Source organism: Bradyrhizobium lablabi, assembly GCF_900141755.1.
In the GTDB taxonomy this organism is placed as follows: domain Bacteria; phylum Pseudomonadota; class Alphaproteobacteria; order Rhizobiales; family Xanthobacteraceae; genus Bradyrhizobium; species Bradyrhizobium lablabi_A.
This window is the reverse complement of record NZ_LT670844.1, coordinates 3088359-3112006: the sequence shown is the minus strand read 5'-3', so window position 1 is coordinate 3112006 and position 23648 is coordinate 3088359. Positions and strand designations below refer to the sequence as shown.

The 23648-nt window shown below is 62.7% G+C and carries 22 protein-coding genes; 12 read left to right on the top strand and 10 right to left on the bottom strand.

Features of this window, described 5'->3' with window-relative positions; translation table 11 throughout:
* Nucleotides 1-30 precede the first annotated feature (30 nt).
* Nucleotides 31-759 carry a glutathione S-transferase family protein gene (locus B5526_RS14475; protein ID WP_079538962.1) on the top strand — a complete coding sequence of 243 codons (729 nt, stop codon included), beginning with the start codon at nucleotides 31-33 and terminating at the stop codon, nucleotides 757-759.
* Between the two features lie 134 nt (nucleotides 760-893).
* Here the strand turns inward: B5526_RS14475 and B5526_RS14470 are convergent, their stop codons facing one another.
* Nucleotides 894-1514: a pyridoxamine 5'-phosphate oxidase family protein gene (locus B5526_RS14470; RefSeq protein WP_079538960.1), complete on the bottom strand. Its 621-nt coding sequence runs from the start codon at nucleotides 1512-1514 to the stop codon at nucleotides 894-896.
* A gap of 123 nt (nucleotides 1515-1637) precedes the next feature.
* Here B5526_RS14470 and B5526_RS14465 point away from each other — a divergent pair, with 123 nt between their 5' ends.
* Nucleotides 1638-2531 carry a LysR family transcriptional regulator gene (locus B5526_RS14465; RefSeq protein WP_079538959.1) on the top strand — a complete coding sequence of 298 codons (894 nt, stop codon included), beginning with the start codon at nucleotides 1638-1640 and terminating at the stop codon, nucleotides 2529-2531.
* Between the two features lie 171 nt (nucleotides 2532-2702).
* Here the strand turns inward: B5526_RS14465 and B5526_RS14460 are convergent, their stop codons facing one another.
* The 3 genes from B5526_RS14460 to pobA all read right to left on the bottom strand — a co-directional run bounded on the left by B5526_RS14460 (nucleotide 2703) and on the right by pobA (nucleotide 5237).
* Complete coding sequence (locus B5526_RS14460) at nucleotides 2703-3128, bottom strand: PaaI family thioesterase (protein ID WP_079545000.1); 426 nt, start codon at nucleotides 3126-3128, stop codon at nucleotides 2703-2705.
* Nucleotides 3129-3337: 209 nt separating this feature from the next.
* Nucleotides 3338-3916, bottom strand: a complete 579-nt coding sequence (locus B5526_RS14455) for a glutathione S-transferase family protein (protein ID WP_079538957.1) — start codon at nucleotides 3914-3916, stop codon at nucleotides 3338-3340.
* Nucleotides 3917-4067: 151 nt separating this feature from the next.
* Nucleotides 4068-5237, bottom strand: a complete 1170-nt coding sequence (gene pobA, locus B5526_RS14450) for a 4-hydroxybenzoate 3-monooxygenase (RefSeq protein ID WP_079538955.1) — start codon at nucleotides 5235-5237, stop codon at nucleotides 4068-4070.
* A 134-nt stretch (nucleotides 5238-5371) separates the two neighbouring features.
* Here pobA and B5526_RS14445 point away from each other — a divergent pair, with 134 nt between their 5' ends.
* The 9 genes from B5526_RS14445 to B5526_RS14405 all read left to right on the top strand — a co-directional run bounded on the left by B5526_RS14445 (nucleotide 5372) and on the right by B5526_RS14405 (nucleotide 14390).
* Nucleotides 5372-6388: a TRAP transporter substrate-binding protein gene (locus B5526_RS14445; protein WP_079538954.1), complete on the top strand. Its 1017-nt coding sequence runs from the start codon at nucleotides 5372-5374 to the stop codon at nucleotides 6386-6388.
* An 85-nt stretch (nucleotides 6389-6473) separates the two neighbouring features.
* Nucleotides 6474-6983, top strand: coding sequence for a TRAP transporter small permease (locus tag B5526_RS14440; protein ID WP_079538952.1), 510 nt, complete (start codon nucleotides 6474-6476; stop codon nucleotides 6981-6983).
* Between the two features lie 5 nt (nucleotides 6984-6988).
* Nucleotides 6989-8308: a TRAP transporter large permease gene (locus B5526_RS14435; protein ID WP_079538950.1), complete on the top strand. Its 1320-nt coding sequence runs from the start codon at nucleotides 6989-6991 to the stop codon at nucleotides 8306-8308.
* 156 nt (nucleotides 8309-8464) lie between these two features.
* Entirely contained in the window at nucleotides 8465-8926 is a 462-nt protein-coding gene (locus tag B5526_RS14430) for a DUF3237 domain-containing protein (RefSeq protein ID WP_079538949.1), read from the top strand.
* A gap of 241 nt (nucleotides 8927-9167) precedes the next feature.
* Nucleotides 9168-9971 (top strand): crotonase/enoyl-CoA hydratase family protein, encoded by an 804-nt coding sequence (locus B5526_RS14425; RefSeq protein ID WP_079538948.1) that lies wholly within the window; start codon nucleotides 9168-9170, stop codon nucleotides 9969-9971.
* A gap of 19 nt (nucleotides 9972-9990) precedes the next feature.
* On the top strand, nucleotides 9991-11850 hold the full coding sequence (locus B5526_RS14420; protein WP_433994625.1) for a feruloyl-CoA synthase: 1860 nt from the start codon (nucleotides 9991-9993) through the stop codon (nucleotides 11848-11850).
* Between the two features lie 36 nt (nucleotides 11851-11886).
* Entirely contained in the window at nucleotides 11887-12648 is a 762-nt protein-coding gene (locus B5526_RS14415; protein WP_079538945.1) for an SDR family NAD(P)-dependent oxidoreductase, read from the top strand.
* A 9-nt stretch (nucleotides 12649-12657) separates the two neighbouring features.
* Nucleotides 12658-13077 (top strand): acyl-CoA thioesterase, encoded by a 420-nt coding sequence (locus tag B5526_RS14410; RefSeq protein ID WP_079538943.1) that lies wholly within the window; start codon nucleotides 12658-12660, stop codon nucleotides 13075-13077.
* A 161-nt stretch (nucleotides 13078-13238) separates the two neighbouring features.
* A complete protein-coding gene (locus B5526_RS14405; protein WP_079538941.1) occupies nucleotides 13239-14390 on the top strand; it encodes an ABC transporter substrate-binding protein in 1152 nt (383 codons plus the stop codon).
* 163 nt (nucleotides 14391-14553) lie between these two features.
* On the opposite strand, the gene B5526_RS14400 is transcribed toward B5526_RS14405, so the two are convergent.
* From B5526_RS14400 to B5526_RS14390, 3 genes are read right to left on the bottom strand one after another with little or no spacing between them, the layout of a single operon-like run.
* On the bottom strand, nucleotides 14554-15285 hold the full coding sequence (locus B5526_RS14400; RefSeq protein ID WP_079538939.1) for an ABC transporter ATP-binding protein: 732 nt from the start codon (nucleotides 15283-15285) through the stop codon (nucleotides 14554-14556).
* On the bottom strand, nucleotides 15282-17051 hold the full coding sequence (locus tag B5526_RS14395) for a branched-chain amino acid ABC transporter ATP-binding protein/permease (protein ID WP_079538937.1): 1770 nt from the start codon (nucleotides 17049-17051) through the stop codon (nucleotides 15282-15284). Before B5526_RS14395 ends, B5526_RS14400 begins: the two co-directional genes overlap by 4 nt.
* Before the next feature lie 5 nt (nucleotides 17052-17056).
* Nucleotides 17057-18082: a branched-chain amino acid ABC transporter permease gene (locus B5526_RS14390; protein WP_154071706.1), complete on the bottom strand. Its 1026-nt coding sequence runs from the start codon at nucleotides 18080-18082 to the stop codon at nucleotides 17057-17059.
* Nucleotides 18083-18287: 205 nt separating this feature from the next.
* On the opposite strand from B5526_RS14390, the gene B5526_RS14385 reads away from it, so the two are divergent.
* Nucleotides 18288-18821 carry a MarR family winged helix-turn-helix transcriptional regulator gene (locus B5526_RS14385; RefSeq protein WP_079538933.1) on the top strand — a complete coding sequence of 178 codons (534 nt, stop codon included), beginning with the start codon at nucleotides 18288-18290 and terminating at the stop codon, nucleotides 18819-18821.
* A gap of 59 nt (nucleotides 18822-18880) precedes the next feature.
* Here the strand turns inward: B5526_RS14385 and B5526_RS14380 are convergent, their stop codons facing one another.
* The 3 genes from B5526_RS14380 to B5526_RS14370 form a co-directional block, all read right to left on the bottom strand.
* Complete coding sequence (locus B5526_RS14380) at nucleotides 18881-21028, bottom strand: EAL domain-containing protein (protein ID WP_079538931.1); 2148 nt, start codon at nucleotides 21026-21028, stop codon at nucleotides 18881-18883.
* A gap of 187 nt (nucleotides 21029-21215) precedes the next feature.
* A complete protein-coding gene (locus B5526_RS14375) occupies nucleotides 21216-21920 on the bottom strand; it encodes an adenylate/guanylate cyclase domain-containing protein (protein ID WP_172842040.1) in 705 nt (234 codons plus the stop codon).
* Between the two features lie 214 nt (nucleotides 21921-22134).
* Nucleotides 22135-23421 carry a glycerate kinase type-2 family protein gene (locus tag B5526_RS14370; RefSeq protein WP_079538928.1) on the bottom strand — a complete coding sequence of 429 codons (1287 nt, stop codon included), beginning with the start codon at nucleotides 23419-23421 and terminating at the stop codon, nucleotides 22135-22137.
* Between the last annotated feature and the right edge of the window lie 227 nt (nucleotides 23422-23648).

Below are 23648 nucleotides of genomic sequence, written 5' to 3'. Positions count from 1 at the left end.
GCGCCTGCTCAAGAAATCGGGAGCGCTCTGATGATCACCCTCTATGGCTTCGGCACCGGCTTCGGCTTGCCGGAAATCAGCCCGTTTGTGACCAAGACCGAAGTCCAGTTGAAGATGGCAGGTCTTGCCTATCGCAAGGAAAAGGCAATGCCCCCGGCCTCGCCCAAGGGGCAATTGCCTTATATCGTTGATGAAGGCGAGAGCATTGCCGATTCCACCTTCATTCGCGCGCATATCGAGGGCAAATACGGCTTCGACTTCGACGCGCCGCTCAACCTGCAGCAGCGTGCCCAGGTCTGGGCGTTCGAACGCATGATCGAGCACCACGTCTACTGGGCGCTGGTGGGCGCGCGCTGGGTCGATCCGAATAATTTTGCCAAGGGCCCGACGCATTTCTTCGATGGCGCGCCCGAGCATATGCGCGAGAAACTTCGCGAGGACGCGCAATTCCGCGTCGCCGAGAATTACCTGCTGAGCGGCCTCGGCCGCCACGCCCCGGACGAGGACGTCGACCTGGCCGCCCGCTCGCTGTTTGCGCTCTCCGTCCAGCTCGGCGACAAGCCCTATCTGATGGGCGACACGCCCTGCGGCACGGATGCCACCGCCTTCGGCGCGCTCGCCGGCATCCTGACGCCGTTCTTCACTTCGCCACTACGCGAGCGCACTGAACGCTTCAAAAATCTTACGGCCTATGTCGACCGGATGATGCTCCAATATTATCCGGATTTTGCGTGGGCTCCGCAGCAGGAGGCTGCATGAACCACCTCGGTCGTCCCCGCGAAAGCGGGGACCCAGACGCCGCGGCCGTCGGAAGCGGCACACTGGCAGACGGCTTTGGTAACAATTGACGCCTGTGGTTATGGGTCCCTGCTTTCGCTGGGACGACGATATTTTTATGTTACCCCGCCTTTCATCGCCGCCAGCTCCGCCTCCAATTCCGCGATCCGTGCATCACGCGAGGACAGCGCTGCCGCGACGTCGGCCGCATCGAACTTTTGCGGAATATGCTGCGGGCAGTTGGTGTCCCACGCCGAAATCTTGAACAAGATGACCTGTTCGGGCCGCGCCGTGTAGCCCTGCGGCATCAGCGAGGCCATCAGCGCCGGATCGTCATCGACCACCCGCGCCTCACCCCAGATCTTCACCCGGCGGCGATGGGCGTAGTCCATCACGAAGAGATGCGCCTTCGGATTTTCCGAGAGGTTTCCTTGCGTGATGTATTGCCGGTTGCCGCTGTAGTCGGCGAAAGCGAGGGTGTTCTTGTCCAGGATTTTGACAAAGCCCCTCGGCCCGCCGCGATGCTGGATATAGGGCTGGCCATCCGCGCTCGCGGTGGCGAAATAGAGGCTGTTGGCCGCGGCCAGGAACGCTTCGAGGTTTTCATCGATTTCGGTGCGCCAGCCGCCATTTTCTTCGGCATGCGCGTAAGCGCGGCGCGATCCCTTGCGGGTCTGAATTTCCTTCACCGCCGGGCTGAACGCCACGTCGCTGGAATAAGTGTGAACGTCTGACATCGGAGCTTCTCCTTGCAGTCAGCGGCGCCTTGCGCCGGTTTCCGCCCGCCAACATGGATATTTTTGAAATTTGAACAATCGTCCGGATTGACACTTCATCATTGCAAGATATGAAATAATGCCATGGACCGTATCGACGCCATGCAGGCCTTTGTCGCGGTGGCCGATTTGCGCGGTTTTGCCCCCGCAGCGCGCAAGCTCGGGCAGTCGCCCTCGAACGTGACTCGGCTGATCGCAGCGCTCGAGGATCGTCTCGGTGCGCGGCTGTTGCAGCGGACCACGCGGCAGGTCGCGCTGACCGATGTCGGCGCCCGCTATCTGGAGCGCGCGCGTCGCATTCTCGCCGACGTCGAGGAAGCCGAAGGCGCGGCCGAGGGCGAGCGGACGCGGCCGAGCGGGCGGCTGGTGGTCTCGGCGCCGGTCGGCTTTGGCCGTCTGCACGTCAGTCCGGTGATGTCGGCCTATTTGATGCGCTATGGCGAGGTCGCGGGCGAGTTGCGGCTATCGGATCGCGTGATCAATCTCGTCGAAGACGGCGTCGATCTGGCGGTCAGGATCGGCCATCTACCCGATTCCACGCTCGTCGCGCGCCAAGTCGGCGAGATGCGGCGGATCGTGGTCGCCTCACCCGACTATCTCAAATCGCGCGGCGAGCCGAAGCGGCCGGCGGCGATCGAGTCTCACGAAACGATCCAGTTCGGCGCGACGGCTTCAACCGAGTGGCAGTTCGTCGAGGACGGCCGCGAGGTTCGCCTCGCCGCTACGCCGCGCTTCACGACCAACAGCGCCGACGCCGCGATCCAATATGCCGAGCAGGGCGGCGGCCTGACGCGGGTGCTGGCGTATCAGGCCGCCGACGCCATCGAGCGCGGCCGGCTCAAGATCGTGCTGCAAAAATTCGAGCAGCCGCCATTGCCGATCCATCTGGTCTACCCGACCTCGCGGCTGTTGTCGGCCAAGGTGCGGACCTTCATCGACCTCGTGGTCGAGATCAGCGACTGGCATTTTGGAACGTAACGTTTGGTGTCGTCACCCGCCACCGGGTCGGCGCAAGGCGCCGCCCGATGACAGGCTCCGGCGGGTGATCCAGTAAACGCAGCGTCTCGATTCCCATAATCGCCGCGGCGTACTGGATACCCCGCTTTCGCGGGGTATGACGGCGGAAATTGATGCGGGCACCGGAACGAATTAAGGCTTCTTCGGCACCACGCGAAAGGTCCCGTTGGCGCGGGCGATCACGGCGTCGTCGGCCTTGATGAGACATTGCGCGAAGCAGATGGTGCTGCCGGTCCTGATCACCTCCGGCTCGACCGCGAGCCATTGCCCAAGCTGCGCGGAGCCGACGAAATCGACGGCGAGCCCGATCGTCACCAGCGAGGATGCAGCGCCCAGGCGAGCGACCTGCCCGCAGCTATGGCCCATCGCGTTGTCGGCAAGCGATGCGATCAGCCCGCCGTGAATCAGCCCGCGGGCATTGGTATGCGGTTTTGCCAGACGCAATCCCATGATGACGGCTTTATCGGACCGCATCGAATACAAGGGTTCCCAGGGATCGGTGAACGGGCTTTTGCGGAAATGCGGCTCGAAGCCTGCGGGGATATCGGTGTCAGTCATATGCAGCGCTCGAATGGTGGCGATCGTCGCTGCCATTGAACGCGATCTCATCGCGAAATGCACCGCATACAAAGTTTTAAACAGCCCCGGTCGTTATCACCTGCGAAAGCGGGTGATCCAGTATTCCAGAGACGTTTGCGATAGGAACGATAGGCCGCAGCGTACTGGATACCCCGCTTTCGCGGGGTATGACGACGGTGTGACGACAATTACGCCGGCAGTTCATACCCAATCGCGGATTCGACTTCGATCGTCTTCTGCACCGCGGGCCTTGCCATCATGCGTGCATAATGCGCGGTGAGGTTGGGAAAGATTTCGGGTGCGGGCTTCAGCGAATTAGCGAACCGCCAATACAGCCGAAATAGATGGATGTCGGCGATCGAATAATCTTGCAGCGCCCAGCCGCTGCCCAGCCGCCGATCGGCAATTCCCCAGACTTCCCTGGCATGATCCAGCCCACGCCGTCGCGCCGGGTGAAGCGTGGAGGCGGCAAACGACATCCATGACAGCGCCTGCGCGTCGGCCTCGATATCGTCGCGCGGCAGTAGCGCAGATTCCGGAAAACGCTTTGCGAGATAATAGAGGATCGCCGCGACCTCGGTGAGCGGGCGTCCGTCGACGAGGAGCGTCGGGACTTTGCCTTCCGGGTTGAGTGCAAGATAATCCGGTGAGCTCATGTCGTTGCCCTTGAACGACATCCGCTTTGCTTCGAACGGCACCCCAATTTCGTGCAGCGCGATGTGCACGGCCATCGAACTCGAGCCTGGCGCGAAGTAGAGTGTGAGCATGGTATGACCGCCCTCATCCAGCAACAAACTCCGCCCTCATCCTGAGGAGCGGCGTCTTCGCCGCGTCTCGAAGGATGGTCCGCGGGCCTCATGGTTCGAGACGCGCGAAGACGCGCTCCTCACCACGAGGGTCGTGTGTCGCGCGAGCACCTTAATACGGCAACCCGACATAATTCTCCGACAGCGATGCCGTCGCCGCCTTCGAACCCACGAGATAATTCAATTCAGCCAACTGAATCTTCGCGCCAAAACCTTCGGTGTCGGGAAAGCGATGCAGCATGGATGTCATCCACCAGGAGAAGCGCACCGCCTTCCAGACCCGCGCCAGTGCTCTTGCGGAATAGCCATCGATCCCGGCGGAAGATTTCTCGTCGTAATATTCGCGCAACGCGCTCGAGAGATAGTGCACGTCGCTCGCGGCGAGGTTTAATCCTTTGGCGCCGGTCGGCGGCACGATGTGCGCGGCGTCGCCGGCCAGAAACATCCGCCCGAACCGCATCGGCTCGGCGACGAAACTGCGTAAGGGCGCGATGCTCTTTTCGATCGACGGCCCGGTGACGAGACTGTCGACCGCCTTCTGGTCGAGCCGCCGCTTCAATTCATCCCAGAACCGGTCGTCAGGCCATTGATCGATATGATCGTCGAGCGGACACTGCACGTAGTAACGGCTGCGGTGCATCGAGCGCATGGTGCACAGCGCAAAGCCTCGCGCATGATTTGAGTAGATCAATTCATGGCTGACTGGCGGCGTCTCCGACAGAATCCCGAGCCAGCCGAACGGATAGACCCGTTCGAACGTCTCGATCGCCGAAGGTTTTACGCTGGCGCGGCTGACGCCATGAAAACCGTCGCAGCCCGCGATGAAATCGCAGTCGAGTTCGTAGGTGATGCTGTCCTTGACGTAAGTGACACGCGGGTGATCGGTGTCGAAGTCGTGCGGCTTGACGTCGGCCGCTTGGTAAACCGTGGTCAGGCCGGCGGCCTTCCGCGCATTCATCAAATCGAGCGTCACTTCTGTCTGGCCGTAGATCATCACGGTCTTGCCGGTCGCCGCCTTCATGTCGATGCGATGGCGGCTCCCGCCGAACGCGAGCTCGATGCCGTCATGCACCAGTCCCTCGCGATGGGCGCGCACGCCGGCGCCGACTTCGTCGAGCAGCGCCACCGTGCCTTCTTCCAAAAGGCCGGCGCGGATGCGGCCGAGCACATAGTCCGGCGTCTGGCGTTCCAGAATGAAATTGTCGATCCCGTAAGAGTGAAGCAGTTGGCCCAGCAGCAATCCCGCGGGGCCTGCGCCGATGATTGCTACTTTTGTCCGCAATACTTGCTCCCTCCGGTGTTATAGGCTTCAACCTGAGCTGCGGTCGCGGCCGCCGACTTGCAATGATAATTATATCATATAACAATATCTGCAAAGGGCCACTGAAAGCCTGTGCCAGGAGGGAGAGGATGTCGATGAGGAAGAATCTATTGGCGTTAGCGCTGGCGTTGAGCGTGACGCCCGCATTCGCGCAGGAAAAAACCTTCGAGCTGAAGATTTCGCACTGGGTGCCGGCCTCCCATCCGCTGCAGAAGGCGATGGAAGACTGGGGCGCCGCGGTTGAGAAGGCCTCAGGCGGCACCATCAAGTACAAGGTGTTTCCGGCGCAACAACTCGGTAAGGCAAAAGACCATTACAACATGGCGCGCGACGGCATCGCCGACGTCACCTACGTCAATCCCGGCTACGATCCCGGCGTCTTCCCGATCATCGGCGCCGGCGAGCTTCCATTCCTGATGTCGGATGCCAAGGGCGGCTCCGAGGGGCTGGACGCCTGGTATCGCAAGTATGCGGAGAAGGAGATGAAGGACGTCAAGTTCTGCCTTGCCTTCATCCATTCGCCGTCATCGTTCCACTCACGCACCAAGAAGATCGTGGTGCCCGAGGACATCAAGGGCCTGAGGATCCGGCCTGCGCATGCCACGATGGGGAATTTCGTGACGCTGCTCGGCGGCACCAATGTGCAGTCCTCGGCGCCGGAAGTGCGCGACATCATCGAGCGCGGCGTCGCCGACGGCGTTACCTTCCCCTGGGGGTCGCTGGTGCTGTTTGGCGTCGACAAGGTGACCAAGTATCACATGGACGCGCCGCTCTATGTCACGACCTTCGCCTTCGTGATGAACAAGGACAAGTACAATGAGATGTCGGACCGCCAGAAGAAGGCGATTGACGACAACTGCAATACCGAGGCGGCCGGCCGCGTCGGCGAACCCTGGGGCAAGTTCGAGGACGCGGGCGTCGACAAGGTGAAGGCCGAGCCCGGCCAGGAAGTCTATACGCTGACACCGGACCAGCTTGCACAGTGGAAGAAGGCCGCCGAGCCACTGGTCAAGACCTGGGCCGATGGCGTCAAGGCCAAAGGCGTCGATCCGGACGCGGCGATGGCGGAGTTGAAGGCGTCGCTCGCCAAATATAACGCCTTGACGCAGTAATCACGCGTCACTGACGCCTCAAGAGCGGCGGCGGGAAAATCTCCCGCCGCCGTTTTCACCGCGCAAACGCTTTCAAGGGGGAGAAATGCAGCGCGCTTCGATGGACCGCTTCATAGACACGATCGAATGGATCGCGGCCGGCTTCGTCGGCATCGTCGCGCTCGATGTTTTCATCTCGGTCCTGCTGCGCAACACGCTGAACTATGCGATCCCGGACTCCTTCGATATCGGGCGCTTGCTGCTCGGGATTTTGATCTTCTGGGGCATCGCCGCCACCAGCTATCGCGGCGGACACATCACCGTCGACCTGATCTGGGCCAATGTCGGCCCAAGATACCAGCGGATGATCGATGTGTTCGCGACGCTGGTGCTGTTGTTTGTGGTGACGGTGCAGACCTGGACGCTGTTCGACAAGGTGCGCGTCACCTATAACGACAACGTGCTCACCTTCGACATGCACATGCCGACCTGGCCGTTTTTTGCGGTGGCCTGGGCCGGCGACGTCTCCGCGGTGCTGTTGATCGCCGTGCGTACGTACCGCCTGATCTTTCATCCCGATCTGATGCACGACCCCAAGATCAAGACCGTGGAGTAGACGGCATGAGCACCGATGCCGTCGCCATCCTGGGGTTTGTCGCGCTGTTCACGCTGATGCTGTTGCGCGTGCCGGTCGGCATGGCGATGGGCCTCGTCGGCGTCTCCGGCTTCTCTTATCTCGTTGGCGGCACGCCGGCCTTAAAACTGGTCGGCCAGACCTCGATGCGTACGGTGACCGACTACACCTTTGGCGTGATTCCGATGTTCCTCTTGATGGGAACGTTCGTCAGCAATTCCGGGATGAGCCGCGAACTGTTCCGCGCCGCCAACGGGTTTGTCGGACATTTACGCGGGGGTCTCGGCATTGCCACGGTTGCGGCGTGCGGCGGCTTTGCCGCGATCTGCGGCTCATCGGTCGCGACCGCCGCGACCTTTTCGGCCGTGGCCTATCCTGAAATGCGCCGCTTCGGCTATCCGCAATCCTTTGCCACCGGCGTGATTGCGGCCGGCGGCACGCTGGGCGCCATGCTGCCGCCGTCGACCGTACTCGCGGTCTACGGCATCATCACCGAGCAGGACATCGGCAAACTGTTCATCGCCGGCATCATTCCCGGCCTGCTTGCGATGACCATGTACATGATCACCATCGCGCTGATCGGTTACTTCCGGCCGGGCTTTTTGCCAAAGGGAACGCACACCACCTGGCCCGAACGTTTTGCGGGGCTGAAGCAGATCTGGGCGCCGGTGCTGCTGTTCGTGTTCGTCATCGGCGGGCTGTACGGCCTGCCGTTCCTGCCGCGCTTTACCCCGACCGAAGCCGGCGGCGTCGGTGCCACCGGCGCGTTCCTGATCGGCCTGCTCACCGGACGGCTGGACCGGGAAAAGATTCTCGCCTCGCTTCTGCAGGCGACCCGCACCGCCGCCGCCGTGTTCACGGTGCTGATCGGCGCCCTGATCTTCGGATATTTTTTGACGGTGACGCAGACCCCACAGAAGGTCACGGAATTTCTCACTAGCCTCGGCATCGGCCCCTACGGCGTGCTGGCCCTCATCATGCTGATGTATCTGGTGCTCGGCTGCCTGATGGACGCGATGGCGATGATCATCCTGACGGTACCGATCATCTTCCCCGTGATCTCCCATCTCGGCTTCGACCCGATCTGGTTCGGCGTCATCATCGTGATGACGGTCGAGCTCGGCCTGATCCATCCACCGGTCGGCATGAACGTCTTTGTCATCAAGAGTGTGGTCAAGGACGTGTCGTTTGCCACGATCTTTAAAGGCGTGATCCCGTTCGTCCTGACCGACCTGGTCCGGCTCGTCATCCTCATTGCATTTCCGCTGCTGGCGACCTGGCTGCCGCAGCGGATGATGGCTCAATAGGGCATCGAACGGGGCCACATGGTTCGAGACGCGCGGCTTTGCCGCGCTCCTCACCATGAGGGTCTAACACCTCATCCTGAGGAGCATCGCGAAGCGATGCGTCTCGAAGGATGAAGCCATCGAACTGGAAAATATTTAGAGAGGGCTTGGAATTCTATGATCCCTGCGCTTCAAACCAAATATGTCTTCAGCCTCGCGATCAGGGTCGGCACCCCAATCGTTGCCGGCGATCACGGCCATGGTATCAGGCGGATCATTCCGATCCTCGGCGGCGAGGTTTTCGGCGAGGGCATCCAGGGAAAAATCTTTCCGGTCGGCGCGGATTTCCAGACCATTCGTCCGAACGGTTTTACCGAGCTCGAGGCAAAGTACGCTTTCGAGCTGGACGACGGCGCCATCGTCTACATCGAAAATATCGGCATCCGCTTTGGTCCGAAGGAGCTTCTGGACCGGATTGCAAAAGGCGAAACGGTCGATCCCGCTTTGATTTATTTCCGCTCGGTGCCGAGATTCGAAACGGGTGCCGAAAAATACCGCTGGCTGATGGAAAACCTGTTCATCGGCGTCGGCGCAAGGCACCCCGACCGCGTCGAGATCGCGGTGCATCAGGTGTTGTGAGGATCCGCCGAATCTCTCCGCGAATCGTCCCGGCGATTCCTCCCTCTCCCGCTTGCGGGGGAGGGTGCCGGGCCAAGCGAGGCGGGTGGGGGCTCTCTCCGCGAATTCCAATGCGGAGAGAGCCCCCACCCCAGCCCTCCCCCGCAAGCGGGAGAGGGGGCGCACCGCGCGTCCGTCTAGGATTGACTCCACCCGCAATAGTTATAAACTATAACTATTCTGCACAGGACGTAATAAACCGATGGGAAACGCCGCATCTGCCGCGACTGCGGGCCAGCCCGCGCTGCTCAAGGTCGAGGTTTCCGGCCCCGTGCTTTCCGTTGGCCTCAACCGCCCGGCCAAGCGTAATGCGCTGAACGACGGCATTATCCTTGCCATCGCTGATTGCTTCTCGAACATCCCCGACGACATCCGAGCCGTGGTGATCCACGGCATCGGCGATCATTTTTCCTCCGGCCTCGACCTTTCCGAGCTGACCGAGCAGGATGCGACCGAAGGTCTGCAGCATTCGCAGATGTGGCACCGGGTGTTTGACCGCGTGCAATATTGCCGCGTGCCGGTGATCGCGGCGCTGAAAGGCGCGGTGATCGGCGGCGGGCTCGAGCTTGCATGCGCGGCGCATATTCGCGTCGCCGAACCGTCGGCCTATTTCGCACTGCCGGAAGGCCAGCGCGGGATTTTCGTCGGCGGCGGCGGATCGGTGCGGCTGCCGCGGCTGATCGGCGTCGCGCGGATGACGGATATGATGCTCACGGGACGGGTCTATTCCGCGATCGAGGGCGCGGCTTACGGTTTTACGCAATATCTCACCGAGGAAGGAAATGCCTATCCGAAGGCGATGGAGCTCGCCGCAAAGGTCGCGACCAACGCGCCGCTGACGAATTTCGCGGTGCTGCAGGCGCTGCCGATGATCGCGGAAGCCAACCCGCAGGCCGGACTTCTGATGGAGTCGCTGATGGCAACTGTGGCGCAGAGCGACAAAGAGGCCAAAACTCGGATACGCGCGTTTCTCGATCGCAAGACCGCCAAGGTAAAACCGACCTGACATGATTGCAAAACCCAACATGTCGGTCCCGACCCCGCGCAGCGACGCGCCGCTGCGCCCGATCTCGTTCGGCGACCCCGACGTCGCAATCGACCGCCGCAGCGACGGCACGATCTATCTCCGCCCGAAAATGGCGCTCGGCGAGTATCCGGTTCGATTGACCGATCGCCTGCATCATTGGGCCAAGGCGGAGCCCAACCGCGTCTTCATGGCGGAGCGCGATGCGAGCGGCGGCTGGCGGCAAATCACCTACGGAGAATTGCTGGTATCGAGCCGGCGCATTGCCTCGAGCCTGATCGCGCGCGGCCTCTCCGCGGAAAAGCCGGTCGTGATCCTCTCCGGCAATTCGATCGACCACGCGCTGGTCGCGTTCGGTGCGCTCTATGCGGGCATTCCGTTCTGCCCGGTGTCGCCGGCCTATTCGCTGGTGTCTAAAGACTACGGCAAGCTTGCTTTTCTGATGAAGCTGTTGACGCCCGGGCTCGTGTTCGCCGATGACGCCACGAAATTTGCGGAAGCGCTCGAAGCCAATGTCTCCCTTGGCACCGAGATCGTGGCCGCGCACGGCCGCGTGCCCGGCCGCGATGTGACGATGCTCGGCGAGTTGCTGGCGACGCCGGAGCATCGGCACCTTGATGCCGCGCATGACGCCATCGGTCCGGATACGATCGCAAAATTCCTGCTGACATCGGGCTCGACCGGCAATCCCAAGGCTGTCATCAACACCCAGCGGATGATCTGCGCCAATCAGGTGATGCTTCGCGAGACGCTGGCGTTCCTCAAAGACGAGCCGCCGGTGATCGTCGATTGGCTGCCGTGGAACCACACGTTTGGGGGCAATCACAACATCGGGCTGACGCTTTATAACGGCGGCTCGATGTATCTCGACGCCGGCAAGCCGATGCCCGGCGGCATCGAGGAGACCGTGCGTAACTTGCGCGAGATTTCGCCGACGGTCTATTTCAACGTGCCGAAGGGGTATGAATCGCTGCTGCCCTATTTGCGCGACGACAAGGCGTTGCGCGCAAAATTCTTCGCAAGGCTGCATGCGATGTTCTTCTCGGGCGCGGCGCTATCGCCGTTTATCTGGAACAGCCTTGATGAACTCGGCGCGCAGGAGACCGGATACCGCGTGCCCATGCTGACCGGCTTGGGGGCCACCGAGACCGCGCCGTTCTTCATGTCCGTAAAACCTGCCACCAGCCGCTCCGGCCATGTCGGGCTGCCGGTGTCCGGTAACGACGCAAAGCTTGTTCCCAACAACGGCAAGCTCGAGGTTCGCGCCAAAGGGCCGAATGTCACACCGGGTTATTGGCGCCAGCCGCAATTGACCGCCGCGGCCTTCGACGAGGAAGGCTTTTATAAGTTCGGCGACGCGCTGAAACCGGTCGTTTCGGACGATTTCAGCGCCGGCTTCGATTTCGACGGCCGCATCGCCGAGGATTTCAAGCTCGCCAGCGGCACCTGGGTCAGCGTCGGCCCCCTGCGGGCGCGATTTGTCGCGGCCTGCGCGCCGCTGGTTCGCGACGTCGTGATCGCCGGCATCAACCGCGACGAGATTTCGGCGCTGGTGGTGCTCGATCTCGACGGCTGCCGCCTGATCAATCCGACGCTTCCGATCGACGATCTTGCCGCGACCGCCTCCGATCCCCTGATTCGATCCGCGTTTCGCGAGCGGTTTGCAAAATTCCTGGGGACCGCGACGGGATCGTCGACACGGATCACCCGCGCGGTGCTGCTCGGCACGCCGCTGTCGATCGATCGCGGCGAAGTCACCGACAAGGGCTCGATCAACCAGCGCGCGGTGCTGGATCATCGCGCCGGCCTGATCGACGAGATTTATTCGCCAACGCTGCCTGCGCACGTGATAACGCTTTAGCCAACCCCAACAACAATTCCGCCAGGGAGAGACATCATGCAGTTAAAGGATCAGGCCGCCATCGTCACCGGGGGCGCATCGGGACTGGGCGCCGCCACCGCGCGAAGACTAGCAGCGCAGGGTGCAAAAGTTGCCGTCTGCGACCTCAACGCAAAACTCGCCGAGAGCGTCGCCGCCGAGATCAAAGGGACGGCCATCGTCTGCGACGTCTCCGACGCAGCCTCCGCCGAAGCCGCCGTCGCCGCGGCGGCCAAGGCCCATGGCCCGGCGCGGGTCTTGATCAATTGCGCCGGCATCGGCGTCGCCAAGCGGGTGGTCGGCAAGGACGGCCCGATGCCGCTTGCCGATTTCGATAAAGTGATAAAAGTCAATTTGATCGGCTCGTTCAACATGCTCCGCCTTGCGACCGCCGAGATGGCAAAACTGGAGCCACTTGCGACCGGCGAGCGCGGTGTCGTGATCTCGACCGCGTCGGTTGCGGCCTATGACGGTCAGATCGGACAGTCGGCCTATTCGGCGTCAAAGGGCGGCATCGTCGCGATGACCTTGCCGATCGCGCGCGAACTGGCGCAGTTCGGCATTCGCGTGCTGACCATCGCACCGGGGCTGTTCCTCACCCCGCTTTTGGCCAATCTGCCGCAGGAGGCGCAGGACTCATTGGCGGCGGCGATACCTTTCCCGCGCCGGCTCGGGCACGCCGACGAGTTCGCTTCGCTGGCGCTGCACATGATCGACAATCCTTATTTGAACGGCGAAGTTGTGCGGCTCGACGCCGCGCTCCGCATGGCGCCGCGCTAGGCACGTTGCATGTTCGTCAACCGCAGGAATGTGCAGATCCAGTGGGGCGACTGCGACCCCGCCAACATCGTTTATTATCCGCGCTATTTCGAGATGTTCGACGATTCGACCTCGATCCTGTTCGAGGCGGCGGGTTTTTCCAAGCAGGACATCATCAAAAAATATGGCCTGGTCGGCATTCCCATGGTCGATACAAGGGCGAAATTCCATATCGCATCCACCCATGGCGACTGGATCGCGATCGAGAGCCGTGTCGAAAGCTTTAAGCGATCGAGTTTTGAGGTGACCCACAAGGTGTTCAAGGGCGAGGCGCTGGCGATCGAGGCGTTCGAGACCCGCGTGCTGGTCGGCCGTCACCCCGACGATCCGTCGCAGCTGAAATCAGCAGCGGTGCCGGAGGAGATCGTTGCGAAGTTCATGCGGGGCTGATCAGCCGGGAGCGTGACCAAACGACGCGCATCGCCTAAAGAAGGGGCTGAATTGCGAAGCGAATTTTGATCTAGAGCATGATCCGGAAAAGTGGGTACCGGTTTTCCGAAAAGATCATGCTCAAACAAAGAGACTGAACAACAATTCCAAGGGAGGATCCAATGAAGAGGTTTTATCTGTCGGCTGCGGTGCTTGCGGCGTCGGTTGCGCTGCCGGCGTTGCCCGCGCCGGCACAGACCAATGAAATCACCATCGGCATCACGCTGACGACCACCGGACCGGGCGCGGCGCTTGGCATTCCCGAGCGCAACGCGCTCGATTTCGTGACCAAGGAAATCGCCGGCGTACCGCTAAAGGTCATCGTGCTTGACGACGGCGGCGATCCGACCAACGCTACCACCAATGCGCGGCGCTTCGTCACGGAGTCCAAGGCCGACATCATCATGGGCTCGTCGACGACGCCGCCGACCATTGCGGTATCCAATGTCGCCAACGAAGCCGGCATTCCCCATATCGGCCTGTCGCCGTTCCCGATCACGCCGGACCGCGCAAAATGGTCGGTGACCATGCCGCAGCCGATCCCGATCATGGGCAAGGTGCTGTACGAGCATATGAAGGCGCATAACGTCAAAACCGTCGGCTATATCGGCTACTCCGATTCCTACGGCGATCTCTGGTTCAACGATTTCAAGTCGCAAGGCGTCGCAATGGGCATGACGCTGGCCGATGAAGAGCGTTTTGCGCGGCCGGACACGTCGGTGACCGGGCAGGTGCTGAAGCTCGTCGCCGCCAATCCCGACGCCATTCTTGTCGGCGCTTCCGGCACCGCGGCGGGGCTGCCGCAGACCGAGTTGCGGGCGCGCGGCTACAAGGGCCTGATCTACCAGACCCACGGCGCCGCCAGCATGGATTTTATTCGCATCGCGGGTCCGGCGGCGGAGGGCGTGCTGATGGCGTCGGGGCCGGTGATGGATCCCGAGGATCAGCCCGACAGCGCGCTGACGAAAAAGCCCGGCCTCGCGCTCGACAAGGCCTACGAGGCAAAATACGGCGCGAACAGCCGCAGCCAGTTCGCCGGCCATTCCTACGATGCGTTCCTGGTGCTCCAACGCGTCGTCCCGGTCGCGCTGAAAACCGCAAAACCCGGCACGCTGGAATTCCGCGAGGCGATCCGCCAGGCATTGATCAGCGAACGCGACATTGCCGCCAGCCAGGGCGTCTACAACTTCACCGACAAAGACCGCTACGGCCTCGACGACCGCTCGCGCATTCTCTTGACGGTGAAGGATGGGAAATACGTGCTGGCGAAGTGAGGCCACACCACCACTGTCATCATCCGCGAAAGCGGATGATCCAGTAATCACCGCCGGCAGTGAAAGAATCTCGACGTCGCCGAGTACTGGATGCCCCGCTGGAGCCTGTCATCGGGCTCGCCGAAGGCGAGACCCGGTGGCGGGGCATGACGGCCGGTGAGCGTTAAACCGCGCTCGCGCCTTCGTGCTGAAATCCCAAATAGCTCGCGACGACGCGTGCGTTGGCGGCGATGTCTTTTGCCGGGCCATCGAGCACGAATTCGCCGAGCTCCATCACATAGGCGCGGTCGGCGATTTGCAGCGCGGCTTGCGCGTTCTGCTCGACCAGGAGCACCGACACGCCGCTGGCGCGCAATTCGGCGATGGTGCGGAAAATATCGGCGACGATGATCGGCGCGAGCCCGAGACTGGGTTCGTCCAGCATCAACAGCCGCGGCGCGCCCATCAAAGCGCGGCCCATCGCCAGCATCTGCTGCTCGCCGCCCGACAGCGTGCCCGCCAATTGCTTGCGCCGCTCCTTCAGCCGTGGAAACAGGGTGTAGACGCGCTCAAAGGATTTTGCGGCGGTGGCTTTTGCAATCCGGAACGCGCCGAGCTGCAGATTGTCCTCGACATTCATGGTGGAGAATAGTTCGCGATGTTCCGGCACGAGGCTCAAGCCCGCCGCCACGCGGTCCTCGATCTCGAGCCGCGCCAGGTCGGCGCCGGCAAAGCGCACGCGGCCCTTCAGCGGCAAGATCCCCATGACGGCGTTCAACAGCGTGGTCTTGCCGGCGCCATTGGCGCCAACGATGGTGACGATCTCGTTGTCGCCGACCTCGAGCGACACCGAACGCACGGCCTCGACCTTGCCGTAGGCGATATGCGCATCGGTGACCTGCAAAAGAGCGCTCATGCCGCCGCTCCGAGATAGGCCTTGATCACCTCGGGATTGGTCTTGATCGCGTCGGGCGTGCCTTCCGCGATCTTGGTGCCGAAGTCGAGCACGACGACGCGGTCGGCGAGATCCATCACAAATCCCATGTCGTGCTCGACCAGAAGCACCGACATGCCGCCGTCGCGCAACTGGCGTAGCAGCGCAGCCAGCTGCTGCTTCTCCATATGCCGCAATCCCGCCGCCGGTTCGTCGAGCAACAGCAGCATCGGATCGACGCACAGCGCACGCGCGATCTCGACGATGCGCTGCTGGCCGAGCGAGAGCGAGCCCGCCAGCGCATCGATCTGGTCGCCGAGCCCGACGCGCTCGATCTGACGCGCGGCTTCCGCCAGCAGCCTGGCCTCATCAGTCCGGTCAAGCCGGAACATGCTGGCGAGCGCTCCGGCGCGGCCGCGCAGATGCGCGCCGATCGCGACGTTTTCCAACACCGTCATGTCCGGCACCAGTTTCACATGCTGAAAGGTCCTGGAGATCCCGAGTTTTGCCACCTGTTGTGGTCGCGCATGACCGAACTTGTTGCCGAGAATCGAGATGCTGCCGCCGGTCGGGCGAAGCACGCCGGTGATGAGATTAAAAGTCGTGCTCTTGCCGGCGCCGTTCGGCCCGATCAACGCCACGATCTCGCGGGCCTGGACGTCGAAGGAGACATCGTTGACCGCGACCACGCCGCCGAACTGTTTTCGGGCATTGTCGATCTGCAGCAGCACGCCAACAGAGGCCGGCGGCTTTGGCCGCGGTGGCAATGGCAGCGAAGTATCGGGACGCTTGCGGCTTGGTTTGAACGGCAGTCGCGCCACCAGCCAGGGCCAGACCCCGGTCGGCGCAAGTTGCAACAAGAGCACCAGCAGGATGCCGAACACGATGGTCTCGAGCTGGCCCTGGCCTCCGAACACATAGGGTAAATAGCTCTGAAGAATTTCCTTCAGGATGACGACGATGGCCGCGCCCAGCACGCCGCCCCAGACATAGCCGGCGCCGCCGACCACCGCGACAAAGAGATATTCGATGCCCGCCTGCGCGCCGAACGGCGTCGGATTGGTGGCGCGCTGGAAATGGGCGTAGAGCCAGCCGGAAAGGCCCGCCAGCACCGCGGCGTAGATGAACACCAGGAGTTTGGCGCGCGGCGTCTGCACGCCGAACGCTTCGGCGGCGATATGCCCGCGCCGCAGCGCGCGGATGGCGCGGCCGGTGCGGGAATCCAAGAGGTTCATCGTCAGCAGCGCCGCGAGCAGCACCGCGATCCAGATGGCAAAATAGATCGCTCCGGGGTCGATCATTTTGAAGGAGCCGATCGAGAGCGGCGGGATCGCCGAGATGCCGTCATTGCGGCCCAAAAATTCGAGCTTGCTGAACAGATAGAAAAGCCCGAGGCCCCAGGCGATGGTGCCGAGCGGCAAATAATGGCCGGACAATCGCACCGTGACGAGGCCGAGCAGGACCGCGGCAAGGCCGCTCACCAGAAGCGAGGCCGGCAGCGTCAGCCATGGCGACATTCCATAGGCCGTCGTCAACACCGCCGTGGTATAGGCGCCAAACCCGCAAAACGCTGCCTGGCCGAATGAGGTGAGACCGCCCACGCCCGTCAGAAGCACGAGCCCCATCGCCACCAGCGCCGACAGGCCGATATTGTCCAACAGCACGATCCAGAACGGCGGCATGTCCGGGATGAAGGGGATCGCCGCCATGACGAGCGCAAACAGGATGATGGGCAGCCGCTGCGGCATCGCGGTCAATCCTTCTCTTCCTCGACCGCGGGCGCCGCCAGCGACCGCAGCAAGAGGACCGGAAGGATCAGCGTGAAAACGATAACCTCCTTGAAGTTACTGGCATAGAACGAGGAAAAGGCCTCGACCGATCCAACCACCAGCGCCGCGATCGCGGTCAAGGGATAGCTGACGAGGCCGCCGATGATCGCGGCGATAAAGCCTTTCAGCCCGATCAGGAATCCGGTGTCGTAATAGAGCGTCGTGATCGGTACGATCAGGATCCCCGAAATCGCCCCGATCACCGATGCCAGCAGGAACGCGATCTGTCCCGACAGCGTGGTCCTTATGCCGACCAGCCGCGCGCCGAGCCGATTGACGGCGGTCGCGCGCAGCGCCTTGCCGTACAGTGACAGGCCGAAGAACAGCCACAGGGCGATAATGAAGGCAATGGTGATGCCGTAGACGGCGAGGCTCTGGCCGGTGAAACGCAGCGGGCCGACCGTCAAGGCGGTATCCGCAATGGTCGGCCCGCGCTGGCCTTCAGCGCCGAAAAATACCAATCCAAATCCTTGCATCGCAAGATGGCAGCCGACCGAGGCGATCAACAGCACCAGCACCGAGGTGTGGGCAATCGGCTGAAACGCGATGCGATAGAGAAACAGCCCGATCGAGGCGACGATTAAAAGCGACAGCGCGATGCAGACGCCGGCCGGCGGATGGCGGCCGGCGAGCCAGGAAGTGATCGCGAAGATGAGCGCGGGCAAAACGATATTGACCGCGAAGGCGCGCCCGACAAGCGCGAGGTGCAGCGCTCGGCGGCCGGCGTACAGATCGAGGCCGAACGCGACGACGCCCATCGCCACCGCCAGCCGGGCGGTACCGGGCATTTGGCCGGAGGACAGCGAGGCATAGGTCAGCGCGCCATAGGTGACGAACTCACCCTGCGGGATCAGGATTACCCGGGTCACGGCGAACACCAGCACCAGCGCCAGGCCGAGCAATGCATAGATCGCGCCGTTGGTAATGCCGTCCTGCAGCAGGAACAGCATGATCGTCGTGTTCAAGATCGGACGCTCCCCCTCACACCTCGGGCCGGAAGCGGCTTGGGATGCCCCCCGGAAGGCCCGATCACAGCAGTTGAAAAACGCCGTGGGTATTTGATATAGTGTATAACAATTATTAAATATAACCTCAAGGGCCGGACAATTTCGGCCTCGGCCGCTTGCAGCCTACCGGGATTACGAGCATCGAGCGATGACTGTTTCCAAGACAGCTGCGGTCGAAACCGCCAAGGAAAGCGGCAAGACGTCCCGCCCCGCCCGCAAGGAGCCTGCCGAGGGGGCGGCGGAAGGCACGGCGCTGCAGCTCGGGGAGTTGTCGGAGCTGTTGGGCTATTCGCTCAAGCGTGCGCAATTGAAAGTGTTCGAGGATTTTCTGCGCTGCGTCGAGCCGCTGCAACTGACACCGGCGCAGTTTTCCGTGCTGCTATTGCTCGACAAAAATCCCGGGCGCAACCAGACCGAGATCGCCAACACGCTCGGCATCCTCCGGCCGAATTTCGTCGCGATGCTCGACGGCCTGGAGAGCCGCGACCTCTGCACGCGGATGCGTTCGACCAACGATCGCCGCTCCCACATCCTGGTCTTGACCGACAAAGGGAGAGCGGTGCTGGCGCGCGCCAAGAAGCTGGTCGCCGCCAAGCATGAAGCGCGTCTCAACGAACTCTTGGGCCCGGCCAACCGCGCTGCGCTGCTCGAGATGCTGGCCACGATCGCGAAGGAGTTTTGAGCACACCGTCATTCCGGGTCTGGTCCTTCGGACCATCCCGGAATGACGGCGTGGCTTAATCACGCCGCGACAATACGGCCGGGCGTCTCGCGCCGCGAGAGGAACAGCCGCTCGATCTCGGCCACGGGAAGCGGCCGGCTGAACAAATAGCCCTGCATCTCGGTGCAGCCTTCGGACGTGATCGTGTCGAGCTGTTCCGAGGTTTCGACGCCTTCGGCGGTCGCCGTCATGCCCATGCCACTGGCGAGCGCCGCCACCGCGCGGACGATGTTGAGCGAGCCGGCGTTTTCCGTGATGTCCTTGACGAAGGAGCGATCGATCTTGATCTTGTCGAACGGAAAACACTGCAAATAGGTCAGCGAGGAATAGCCGGTACCGAAATCGTCCATCGCGATCCGGATGCCGAGCGCCCGCAATTGGTGAAGCACGGAAAGCGTCGCTTCCCTGTTCTGCAACAGCACGGTTTCGGTGATTTCGATCTCGAGCCGGGTCGGCGACAGGCCGGAGGCTGCGAGCGCCCCCACGATCACCTGCATCAGGCCGGGGCTGCGGAATTGGGCGGCTGAAATATTGACCGCGACATGAAGATGCTCCGGCCACGCCGCCGCGGTGACGCAGGCCTGCCGGATCACCCACTCGCCCACCGGGACGATAAAGCCGATCTCTTCGGCCAGCGGAATGAACGAGGCCGGCGCAATCATTCCCTGTTTCGGATGGTTCCAGCGGATCAGCGCCTCGAAGCCGCTGATCTCGTTGCTCGCCAAATTGACCACCGGCTGGTAGTAGAGCTCGAACTCGCCGCCGGGCAGCGCCTTGCGCAGATCCTGCTCCATGGTACGGCGGGTCTGCATCTGCAAATCCATCGCCGGCTCGAAGAAGCGGAACGTGCTGCGCCCATCGCCTTTGGCGCGGTATAGCGCAAGATCGGCGTTGCGCAGCAATCGATCAGGCCGCAATCCGTCGTTGGGGCCGACCGCAATGCCGATGCTGGCACCGATCACGGCCTGATGGCCGTCCAGCTCGAAGGGTTCGCTCATCGAGGCAATAATGAGGAGCGCCAGCGCGGTCGCGTCGGCCGGATCGGCAATCGGCGCCTGCACGATAACGAATTCGTCGCCGCCCATCCGCGCGATGGTGTCGGTCTCCCCGACCAGGGCGCGCAGGCGCTCGGCGACGATCTTCAGCAGCTTGTCGCCGGCGGGATGGCCGAAGGTGTCGTTGACGGCCTTGAACTGATCGAGGTCGAGATGGTGAACCGCGACCATCTGCTCGCGATGGATGCGGCGGCCCAGCGCCTGCTCCAGCCGCTCGTTCAACAGCACCCGATTGGCGAGGTGGGTGAGCGCGTCGTGGTGGGCCATATATTCGATCTTGACCTCGGACTGCCGCTGCTCGGTGATGTCCTCGTGGGTCGCAACCCAGCCGCCGTCGGGCATCGGCCGATGCCTGATCTTGAAGGTGCGCCCGTTACGGAGTTCGACGATGCTGTCGGTCGGCTCGTTGGATATCGCAACATTGGTGCGCCAGTGCAGATATTCATCGCGCGACATCGCAGGAAAGCTGCCGGCCTCAAACCGCAAATCGACGACCTCGGTCAGCGGCGTGCCGGGACCGATGCGGTCGCGCGGCAGATCATACATGTCGATGTAGCGGTCGTTGCACACGATCAACCGATGGGAGGCGTCGAAGAAGCATAGTCCCTGCGACATGTTGTTGATCGCGGTATCGAACTGGAAATTTCGGATCCGCAAATCCTCTTCCTGCTGCTTGCCCAACTCGACTTGCGCCTGCAGGCGGGCGCCGATTTCTTCCCGCCCGGTGATGTCCTCATGCGTGGCCATCCCGCCGCCGCCAGGCATCGGGTGAACCGTGTAGGCGATGACCCTGCCGTCGGCGAATTCCTGTGTGGTCGTGTCGGCGACGACGGCGCCCTCGACGCGCTGCCGGACGTAATCCTCGGGCTTTGCTTGGACCTTGAGTCCCAAATTCAGCCGGTGCTGGATCAGTTTGGCGGTCGGCGTGCCGGGCTTCACCTGCTCGGGCGAAAGCCCGTAGATTTCCATATAGCGGGTGTTGCAGAACACGACCTCCCGCTTGGCGTCGAAGATGATCAGCCCGAGCGACAGATTGTTGATCGCATGCTCGAGCAGCCGGGTCGGGTCGGCCGGGCTCGGATCGGCGGTATGCGCAATAGATTCCGACGTCATTTCTGGTATTCCCCCGCCGCAAATTGTTGCGGCGCTCCGACGCTGGGAGCGGCCTATTAGAAGCCAAAGCTGGTGAACTCCGCCCTTGAGATGCCCGGATTTTTGGCGAGTTCCTTAAAATTCGCTCAACAAAGGGTTAATAATTTTGGCCGTCTGAGGGGGTCTTGGAGCGCGCCGCGCGCGCGGACTATTTCGGCGTCAGCTGCGTCGCGTAAGTCCTGACCGGCCCGGCATAGCCCTTGAGTTCGAGGCTTCGCGGTTGAGCCGCCACCTCGCCGGAGACGTCCTTCCATACGGCCTCGCTCAGGACCATTTCGCCGCCCTTGGCGGCGGCGACCAGCCGGGCCCCGAAATTCATGGTGTCGCCGAGCACGGCAAATTGGTAGGCACCTCCTTCGGCGCCGATCGAGCCCAAAAACGTCTCACCGGCATGCACGCCGACGCCTATTGAAAGCCAAGGTCCGGCCGGATCAGCATGGCCTGTGGCGCGAAGCAGTTTGAGTCCAGCCGCAACGGCGCGCCGGCGATAATCGGGACCGATCAGGCCGGGAACAAAGATGCCGATCACCTCGTCGCCGACCATCTTGTCGATGATGGCGTCGGTCCAGGTGAATATTTCGGTCGCGGTCTTGAAGAATCTCTGTATCAGCGCCGCGAATTCGGCGGGCCGCATGCTTGCAGCGAACTGCGTCGAGCCGCGTACGTCGGCAAAGAGCACCGCGATTTCCATCTCGGTGCCGCCGCGTTGTTCGGCGAGCACCGATTCACACTTCTCGCAATAATGAGGATTGCGCCGCCATTGCGCGCGGCCCATGGCGCGCATGATCGGCGCTGTGAAGCCGTCGAAGCCGGCGTAGCAGAGGCGGCAGCGGTCATGTGCGGTCGGAGACATCAGCCGGAGCATTTTCCGGCCCGCAGCATCGGAAGTTCACCCGAGAACATCGCGTTCCACAGGGGATTGAAATTCCTGCTTCCGTCGGCGGGATCAACCATGTCGTGCGCCCGCGGCGTCGCCTGCCTGGCAATCGATCGGCCGAACAGTACTGGAGGCGCCAAAACCCGCCAACCAGCTTGGATGATGCAGGCGCTCGCCTGGGTTCAAGCGCCTATTCGCGATCCACCAAAATCACCCTGATATCGTTGACATTGGTCAGCGTCGGGCCGGTCAGCAGGAGATCACCGGTGGCGGCAAAGAAGGCGGTCGCGTTGTTGTTGTCGAGATAGGCCTGCGGATCGAGGTTAAGCGATGCCATCATCGCAAAGGTGATCTGATCGATCATGGCGCCGGCCGGGTCGGTCGCGCTGCCGCCGCCGCCATCGGCGCCGTCGGTATCCGCCGCCAGCGCCGAAATGCCGGATGTGCCCTTGAGCAGGTCGGCCAGCGCCAACGCATATTCCTGATTGGGACCGCCATGGCCGTTGCCGCGCACGGTGACGGTGAGTTCGCCGCCCGACAGGATCGCGACGCGCTTGCGCTCGCTGCGCGCCCGCAGCGCAAGTTTCGCGTGATCCTTGGCCACCTCACGCGCCTCGCCTTCGAGGTCGGCGCCGAGATCGACGATGTCGTATCCCGCCGCGCTTGCCTCCCGGATCGCGGCGTCGAGCGATGCCCGCGGTCGCGCGATCAATTCGAACCGCGCGCGGACGAAAGCGGGGTCACCGGGCTTGCAACTCTCGTTTCTGGGGTCGTCTAGCGCGCGCCGGATCGCGTCGTCGACCTTGATGCCGTATTTCGCGATGATGGCGCGCGCATCCGCTAAGGTCGTCGGATCCGGTACTGTGGGTCCCGACGCGATCGCGGAGGGGTCGTCACGGGGAACGTCGGAGATCGCCAGCGTCACGATCTCGGCGCGCTTGCCTTCATGTGCGAGCCGACCGCCCTTGATCCGCGACAAATGCTTGCGAACCGCGTTCATCTCGCCGATCGGCGCGCCCGAGCGCAATAGCGCGCGGTTCAACAATTGCTTCTGCGCGAACGACACGCCTTCGACCGGCGCGATCCAGTTCGCCGAGCCGCCGCCCGACAACAGCACCAGCAGGAGATCGTCAGCGCCGGCGCTCGCGGCGAGATGCAGACTTTCCTCCGCGCTCTTCAGCGAGGCTTCGTCGGGAACCGGATGGCCGGCCTCGATCACCTTGATCCGTCGCGTCGGCACGCCATGGCCGTGGCGGGTGGTCGCGATGCCTTCGAGGCGCGACGGCGGCAGGCCAAGCTGGTCGAGATAGTGCCGCTCGGCCGCCGCGGCCAAGGCGGCCGCGCCCTTGCCGGCGGCGAGACAGATCACCCGGCCTTTCGGTGCGGGAGGCAGGTGTGCCGCCAGCACCATGTCGGGATGTGCGGCGGCGACGGCGGCATCGAAGATCGCGCGCAGGAGGGGACGTCTGTCGGTCATGGCTTCACGGGAATCGGGATGGACACTTGCACCGTCAGGTTATCCATCCGATTTTCGCAAAAGAAAACCCCCGCAGCACGCTGCGGGGGGTTGCTCCACCTCGCCCCGCTTGCGGGGAGAGGTCGGATTTGCGAAAGCAATCCGGGTGAGGGGGACTCACCTCGAACTCGTCATCCTAAGGAACCTGCGGAAGCAGCCCCTCACCCCAACCCTCTCCCCGCGAAGTG

Excerpts from the sequence above, each read along its gene's own strand:
- B5526_RS14475 (WP_079538962.1), top strand. The coding sequence starts at position 31 with ATGATCACCCTCTATGGCTTCGGCACCGGCTTCGGCTTGCCGGAAATC.
- B5526_RS14470 (WP_079538960.1), bottom strand. The coding sequence starts at position 1,514 with ATGTCAGACGTTCACACTTATTCCAGCGACGTGGCGTTCAGCCCGGCG.
- B5526_RS14465 (WP_079538959.1), top strand. The coding sequence starts at position 1,638 with ATGGACCGTATCGACGCCATGCAGGCCTTTGTCGCGGTGGCCGATTTG.
- B5526_RS14460 (WP_079545000.1), bottom strand. The coding sequence starts at position 3,128 with ATGACTGACACCGATATCCCCGCAGGCTTCGAGCCGCATTTCCGCAAA.
- B5526_RS14455 (WP_079538957.1), bottom strand. The coding sequence starts at position 3,916 with ATGCTCACACTCTACTTCGCGCCAGGCTCGAGTTCGATGGCCGTGCAC.
- B5526_RS14445 (WP_079538954.1), top strand. The coding sequence starts at position 5,372 with ATGAGGAAGAATCTATTGGCGTTAGCGCTGGCGTTGAGCGTGACGCCC.
- B5526_RS14440 (WP_079538952.1), top strand. The coding sequence starts at position 6,474 with ATGCAGCGCGCTTCGATGGACCGCTTCATAGACACGATCGAATGGATC.
- B5526_RS14435 (WP_079538950.1), top strand. The coding sequence starts at position 6,989 with ATGAGCACCGATGCCGTCGCCATCCTGGGGTTTGTCGCGCTGTTCACG.
- B5526_RS14430 (WP_079538949.1), top strand. The coding sequence starts at position 8,465 with ATGATCCCTGCGCTTCAAACCAAATATGTCTTCAGCCTCGCGATCAGG.
- B5526_RS14425 (WP_079538948.1), top strand. The coding sequence starts at position 9,168 with ATGGGAAACGCCGCATCTGCCGCGACTGCGGGCCAGCCCGCGCTGCTC.
- B5526_RS14420 (WP_433994625.1), top strand. The coding sequence starts at position 9,991 with ATGTCGGTCCCGACCCCGCGCAGCGACGCGCCGCTGCGCCCGATCTCG.
- B5526_RS14415 (WP_079538945.1), top strand. The coding sequence starts at position 11,887 with ATGCAGTTAAAGGATCAGGCCGCCATCGTCACCGGGGGCGCATCGGGA.
- B5526_RS14410 (WP_079538943.1), top strand. The coding sequence starts at position 12,658 with ATGTTCGTCAACCGCAGGAATGTGCAGATCCAGTGGGGCGACTGCGAC.
- B5526_RS14405 (WP_079538941.1), top strand. The coding sequence starts at position 13,239 with ATGAAGAGGTTTTATCTGTCGGCTGCGGTGCTTGCGGCGTCGGTTGCG.
- B5526_RS14400 (WP_079538939.1), bottom strand. The coding sequence starts at position 15,285 with ATGAGCGCTCTTTTGCAGGTCACCGATGCGCATATCGCCTACGGCAAG.
- B5526_RS14395 (WP_079538937.1), bottom strand. The coding sequence starts at position 17,051 with ATGCCGCAGCGGCTGCCCATCATCCTGTTTGCGCTCGTCATGGCGGCG.
- B5526_RS14390 (WP_154071706.1), bottom strand. The coding sequence starts at position 18,082 with ATGCTGTTCCTGCTGCAGGACGGCATTACCAACGGCGCGATCTATGCA.
- B5526_RS14385 (WP_079538933.1), top strand. The coding sequence starts at position 18,288 with ATGACTGTTTCCAAGACAGCTGCGGTCGAAACCGCCAAGGAAAGCGGC.
- B5526_RS14380 (WP_079538931.1), bottom strand. The coding sequence starts at position 21,028 with ATGACGTCGGAATCTATTGCGCATACCGCCGATCCGAGCCCGGCCGAC.
- B5526_RS14375 (WP_172842040.1), bottom strand. The coding sequence starts at position 21,920 with ATGTCTCCGACCGCACATGACCGCTGCCGCCTCTGCTACGCCGGCTTC.
- B5526_RS14370 (WP_079538928.1), bottom strand. The coding sequence starts at position 23,421 with ATGACCGACAGACGTCCCCTCCTGCGCGCGATCTTCGATGCCGCCGTC.